Origin of the sequence: Mitsuokella sp. AF33-22, assembly GCF_003475755.1 — a bacterium.
GTDB lineage: Bacteria > Bacillota > Negativicutes > Selenomonadales > Selenomonadaceae > Mitsuokella.
On record NZ_QRQA01000009.1, the window covers coordinates 1 to 6,303 of the forward strand.

Annotated in this window: 6 protein-coding genes and 1 tRNA gene; 3 read left to right on the top strand and 4 right to left on the bottom strand. The window is 55.9% G+C overall.

Annotated features, from left to right (window positions below; translation table 11 throughout):
• From DWZ54_RS06765 to DWZ54_RS06780, 4 genes are all read right to left on the bottom strand, one after another.
• Positions 1-1,504: cell wall metabolism sensor histidine kinase WalK (locus DWZ54_RS06765; RefSeq protein ID WP_118475018.1), on the bottom strand; the 1,504-nt coding region annotated here is incomplete at its 3' end.
• Positions 1,488-2,180, bottom strand: a complete 693-nt coding sequence (locus DWZ54_RS06770) for a response regulator transcription factor (protein WP_118475019.1) — start codon at positions 2,178-2,180, stop codon at positions 1,488-1,490. The genes DWZ54_RS06770 and DWZ54_RS06765, both read right to left, overlap by 17 nt.
• Positions 2,181-2,336: 156 nt before the next feature.
• Complete coding sequence (locus tag DWZ54_RS06775; RefSeq protein ID WP_370245751.1) at positions 2,337-2,759, bottom strand: thioesterase family protein; 423 nt, start codon at positions 2,757-2,759, stop codon at positions 2,337-2,339.
• Positions 2,760-2,761: 2 nt separating this feature from the next.
• Positions 2,762-3,652, bottom strand: coding sequence for a LysR family transcriptional regulator (locus DWZ54_RS06780; RefSeq protein WP_118475020.1), 891 nt, complete (start codon positions 3,650-3,652; stop codon positions 2,762-2,764).
• A gap of 333 nt (positions 3,653-3,985) precedes the next feature.
• Here DWZ54_RS06780 and dhaL point away from each other — a divergent pair, with 333 nt between their 5' ends.
• From dhaL to DWZ54_RS06795, 3 genes are all read left to right on the top strand, one after another.
• Positions 3,986-4,609: a dihydroxyacetone kinase subunit DhaL gene (dhaL, locus tag DWZ54_RS06785; protein WP_118475022.1), complete on the top strand. Its 624-nt coding sequence runs from the start codon at positions 3,986-3,988 to the stop codon at positions 4,607-4,609.
• A gap of 134 nt (positions 4,610-4,743) precedes the next feature.
• Positions 4,744-6,204: a glutamate--tRNA ligase gene (gltX, locus tag DWZ54_RS06790; protein WP_118016206.1), complete on the top strand. Its 1,461-nt coding sequence runs from the start codon at positions 4,744-4,746 to the stop codon at positions 6,202-6,204.
• A gap of 24 nt (positions 6,205-6,228) precedes the next feature.
• Positions 6,229-6,303, top strand: a tRNA-Glu gene (locus tag DWZ54_RS06795).

Consider the following 6,303-nt stretch of genomic DNA (forward strand, 5'->3'; position numbering starts at 1 on the left):
CTGAATGAAGTGAGAAGATTCCTGGCCGCATTTTAATTGAATCATCGGATTTCTCGTTTTTCTCAGCCAGCGGAATGGTCAGGATGAACGTCGAGCCTTCACCCAGACTGCTGACGAGGTCAATCGTGATATCATGCTGATCGGCGATCCAGCGGGCAATCGAAAGGCCCAGGCCCGTACCGCCCACGCTGCCCACATCTTTCGTGCGCGAGGGATCCGCACGATAGAACCGGTCGAAAATCTTATCCTGGTCCTCCGGCGAAATACCGATACCGTCATCGGCAATCTCGACCTGCATGGCCTTCTTTGCATCATTGCGTTTCGATACCACCGTGATATGGCCGCCCTCCGGCGTGTACTTGACGGCATTCTCCAAAAAGATGCGAAGCATCTGACGCATGGTAACCGGATCCGCAAAGATACAGCCTGCATCGTTCTCACCCAGCATCAGGCTGTGCCTGCCCACGGCAAACTTCATCTTGCGGACAACATCCTCCACAAGCTCGGAAAGCTCGAGATATTCCTTGTGGACAGCCTGACGCTTCTGGTCAGCCCGCGCGAGGAACAGCAGTTTTTCGATGAGCTGCTGCATATCCTCCGCTTCCGTGCGGATGGAATTGATGCCTTCTTCCAGGATCTTCTTGTCGGAGCTGCCCCAGCGCGACAGGAGATCCGAATATCCCAGGATGACCGTCACAGGCGTACGCAGTTCATGCGAAGCGTCGGAGACAAAGCGCTGCTGCTGCTGGAAGCCTGCTTCAAGGAGGTCGAGCATGTGATTGAAAGTCGTCGCCAGCTCTGAAAGCTCATCGTGTACAGGCGGCACTTCGATACGCCGGTCCATGCGCTCCACCTCGATCTTGCGAGCCGTCTGCGTGAGGATGCGTATGGGCCTCAGGATGCGGCTGCTCAGGAAATATCCGGCCAGCAGCGCAATCAGGAAGCCGATGATCGTGATGATGAACAGGACGCGCTGCAGATGCTCCAGGAATCCCTGTTCCGCCGTGATGGTCCGGAAGAAATGGAGCTGATAAATCTGCCCGTTGTCCATGATGTTCATCGTGGCATGATAGAGAGAAAACCGGTCAAGCTCCGAGACTTCCATGGACTTGTTGGCCCAGAAGGGAGGATTCTCCACGCGGTGGGATTCAATAACATCGAGCGACGGGTAATGCACGTCGTTCTTGTAGATTTCCTGTCCCGTGATATCCGTGACCATGAGGATGACGCCCGGCAGGACGAAATTCTCGCTGTTCAGGATACCCGCGAGGTGCTCCCCGTCCGACAGACGCTTCTGGATATGCTCCATACTGATGTCGATTTCTGTCTCTGCCTGGTGGTAAAACGAGGCATAGACGCCCACGCCCATGATGGCGCTCGTGAAAATCAGGATGACGAACAGGATGGCCGCATAGAGGCACGTGATCTTCGTCGAGATCTTGGTCTGCGTCAGGAACCGGCACAGACGGCCCCATTTGAGGCGATGCTTATTCTTTAATGGCATATCCTACGCCCCGGATGGTGTAGATGAACTTCTCATGGAAATGATCGTCAAGCTTGGCGCGCAGGTAACGGATATAGACATCCACGACATTCGTATCGCCGCTGTAGTCATAGCCCCATACTTCCTGCAGGATCTGATCGCGCGTCAGGACCGTGCGCTTGTTGCGGAGCAGATATTCAAGCAGCGAATACTCCTTTTTCGTCAGATGGACCGGCTCCCCGCCGACCTCCACCTCATAGCGGCGCGGATACATCGCAAGATCCTTGACGCGCAGGCATTCTTCAATCGGCGGTTCCGATTTCACGGCCGTATGCTTGCGCAGGGCGTTGCGGATGCGCGCCAGGAGCTCTTCCATCGCAAACGGCTTCGTGATGTAATCATCGGCACCGAGATCCAGGCCGGCGACCTTGTCTTCGACATCGTCGCGGGCCGTCAGCATGATGATGGGGATATCCGTGACTTCACGAACCTTCTTGCAGATGGTCATGCCATCCATGCCGGGCAGCATGACATCGAGCAAAACAAGGTCGTAATTCTCCTGCATGATGCGCTCAAAAGCACGCGTGCCATTGCTCTCAATCGCCGTCTCAAAGCCTTCATGGTCGAGCTCGATCTGCAGGAAACGCGCAATGCGCGGTTCATCTTCCACGATAAAAATACGTACCGGTTTATCCATATCGTCCCCTCCTGAATGTACGTTGTAACGAAGCAGACACAACGCAGTCTGATTGCTAAATTGAACAAAGATAATTCTACTATATACCGTGCATCCCGCAAAGAAAAGAGTTTTCCAGTAAATCTAATTGTATTTTTAACTCACCGCACGGCCTGTTCAAACGGGAAGCGAGCAGGCCTTCGCCATGAAGCGTTCGGCGTCTACCGCAAAGCGTTCATGGGTCCCCGAGCCGATTTCCTGCGTGCCTGCAAAGGCCCGCACGGCAAAGCAGACCTTGCGGCCTTCCACGGCCGTGACCTCAGCTTCCGCCCGGATCTCAGCACCCAGGGGCGACGGTGCCCGATGTTCGATGGCCATGGAGCTCCCGACCGTCGTCCAGCCGGTAGGGACATGCAATTCCAAAAGCTCTGCGGCCGCACGCTCCATGAGGCAGCTCATGGCCGGTGTGCTGTAGACCGGCAGGCTGCCGCTGCCGAGTGTCTTGGCGAGATTCGCCTCCGTGACCTGCTCCTCAGCCCTGCCGGTCATACCGACCTGCAGGCCCTGCCATTCCATCTGTACCTTTTGTGCCTTTGCCATAATCATTCTCCTTTCTCACCCAGGAACATTTCGCGAAACAGTTTGATGAGATGTGCGCTCGAAGAGGAAAGCGTGCGGTTCTTGAGCCAGGCGATGACCGTATGCGTGCTCATTTCCGGTTCCACCATCTTCTTATAGATCAGATTGCCATCGGTCAGCAGCGTCTTGGAGGACACCGGCAGGATGGCGATGCCCATGCCCATCTTGGCCAGCAGCAGGTCCTGCACGATGCTGTCGCTGACACAGATGACGTTGGGCTCAAAGCCGCGCTTGCGGCAGTCTGCCACGAACATGCTCTGCCAGCGCAGCGGGATGATGACTGGCACATCCTTGAGTTCCTCAAGGCGCACGACCTTCTCGTCGCTGCCGATTTCCTGCTCTCTGTTCATGATGACAACGAGCGGCTCATTCGGCAGCACGATGGATTCATAGACCTTGGCATCGACCTGCGTACGCGTGATGCCGATCTCGATGACCCGGTTGTCGAGGAGCTCGAGGATTCTCGCCCCTTCTGCCTCCCAGATCTGATACGTCACCTGCGGATAACGGCGATGAAATTCCGAGATGAGCTCCGGCAGCAACAGTGCTCCCGACGTCGTGATCGTGCCGAGGCGGATGGACCCCGCAACACCCGAACCGATCTCTGTGATCTCGCGCACCGTGCCGTCCACCATGCCGAGGATGTGCTCCACCCGCGAGTAAAGCACGCGGCCGGCGTCCGTCAGACGGATGCGGCGGCTGCCGCGCTCGAAGAGCTGCACCCCGAGGGATGTCTCGAGCCGCTTCATCTGACGCGACAGAGCAGGCTGGGCAATATCAAGCCGCTGCGCCGCGTGGCTGATGTTCCCTTCCTCGACAATGGCGTAAAACGCGCGCATATCCTTGATTTCCATGTCCTTTACTCTCTCTTTCCGGCAGGTCCCCCGCCAATCCAGGTAAATCTATAGCAATTTATCATACTTTCTATAATCTCTTTATGCTATTATACTTTTTCTGGAAAAAATAGGCAAATCTTTTTCAATGAAATCATAGAAAGATTCCAGTATAAACCAAATGGAATCAATGTGAAGAGTTTATCTTCTCCTATATTTCTGTCTATTCACACTTGTGATTTTGCTTGCTCATGATATAATATAATGTGGTATTGTTTTCTTATAACAAATGATAATAAAATGCACATCTCGTGCAATACAAGCAACACGATAGTGAACACAAAGGAGTTTCTTATGACCAGAATCAAAGATGCACTCGATGCTGTCGCAGCTGCGATCATCGCTCAGAAAGATTATCTCACGGCTCTCGACGCTGAAATCGGCGACGGCGACCACGGCATCAACATGGCGCGCGGGTTCCGCGCTGCCGTAGAGGCCGTTGATGAAATGGATGATACGTCAAAGCCGGGCCCCGTTCTCCACGCCATCGGCAAGGCCCTCATACAGAATGTCGGCGGTGCGGCCGGCCCGCTCTACGGCACGGGCTTCGTCAAGGCCTCGGAGGTCTGCGATGAAAATACGAAGCTCAACATCGAGAGCTGTGAGAAACTTCTCGGCGCAGCCATCGCCGGCATCGAACGCCGCGGCCATGCCAAGAAGGGCGACAAGACGATGCTCGATGTTCTCATCCCGATTCACGACTGCTTCCTGCCCGAGCATGCCGAGGGCAAGACGCTCTTCGAGGTCCTGCTCGATGCCTCGCATGCAGCCAAGGAAGGCGTCGACTATACGAAGACCATCGTCGCCAGACGCGGCCGCGCCACGCTCGTCGGCGAACGCAGCATCGGACACGAGGACCCCGGTGCCGTGAGCTCCATGGTCATGTACCGAGCTCTCTACAACTTCCTGAAGAAATAAGGAGCAACCATTAGGCAAGGCGCCGGCAGACGCTTTGCCTTTCTTGTCTATCCCGGTCTTCTGTAGTATACTCAAAGCTATACAATATATGTGATGAACGCAATCTCTATCTTATTTAATTGGAGGAATATCAATTGACTGAACAGATCGTCCGCACCCGTTTCGCACCAAGCCCGACGGGTTACATGCACATCGGCAATTTGCGCACGGCTCTCTACGGCTACCTTTATGCCAAGGCCCAGCACGGCCAGTTCATCCTGCGCATCGAGGATACCGACCGCACGCGCTACGTGGCCGATGCCGTCGATTTCATCAACCGCACGCTGGCGATGGCACATATCGTCCCCGATGAGAGCCCGGCGCTCGGCGGCCCGTACGGCCCCTACGTCCAGAGCGAGCGCATGGACCTCTACAAGAAGTATGCAGAAGAACTCGTCAAGACGGGCCATGCCTACTACTGCTTCTGCGATCCGAATGAGGATCACTCGGCCGGCAAGTTCGGCGGCTACGACCGCACCTGCCGCGACCTGCCGCAGGACGTCATCGACGAACACCTCAAGAACGGGGATCCCTATGTCATCCGCCAGAAGATGCCGCTTTCCGGCGAAACGACGTTCTTCGACGTGCTTCACGGCAACATCACGATCAAGAATGAAGAGCTCGAGGACCAGGTCCTCTTAAAGCGCGACGGCATGCCGACGTACAACTTCGCCAACGTCATCGACGACCATCTCATGCACATCACGCACATCATGCGCGGTGCGGAGTTCATCACTTCCACGCCGAAATACATCCTGCTCTACCAGTCCTTCGGCTGGGATGTCCCGACGTTCATCCATCTGGCTCCGGTCATGGGCAAGAACGAGGACGGCTCCATCTCGAAGCTCTCGAAGCGTCACGGTGCCACGAGCTTTGATGACCTCGTCAAGGCCGGCTACCTGCCGGACGCCATCGTCAACTACGTGGCGCTGCTCGGCTGGAACCCGAAGACGACGAACCAGGAAATCTTCTCGATGGATGAGCTCATCGCGCACTTCAGCCTCGACGGCCTCTCGAAATCCCCGGCTGTCTTCGATTACGACAAGCTCGGCTGGATCAACGGCGAATACCTCAAGGCCATGAGCGACGACGAATTCGCCAAGATGGCCCGCCCGTTCGTTGGCGAGCTGCCCGACTACCTCGAAAAGAGCTGGGCCCGTCTCAGCGCACTCCTCAAGACGCGCATCCAGCGTCTCGGCGACCTGCCGCAGGAAGTGGCCTTCCTCATCGAGCAGCCGGCCTTTGACGCAGAGCTCTACGTCAACAAGCGCAACAAGGTCACGCCGGAAAAGGCAGCCGAACTCCTGCCGGGCATGATTGCCCTGCTCGAGGACATCGCCGAGGACAACTGGAACAACGACTTCCTCTACGAGCAGCTCAACGCCTACATCGAAGCGGAGGGCATCAAGAAGGGCCTTGCGATGTGGGTGCTGCGCATCGCGGCAGCCGGCCAGAAAGTCACGCCGGGCGGCGCTACGGAGATCCTTTCCATCCTCGGCAAGAAAATTTCTTTGGAGAGGCTCAAAAAAAGTCTTGCAAAATTGCAGGAGCTGTAATATAATTAATCAAGTCAGTTACGTGGCACCTTCGTCAAGCGGTTAAGACACCGGCCTCTCACGCCGGGTTCATGGGTTCGAATCCCATAGGTGTCACCA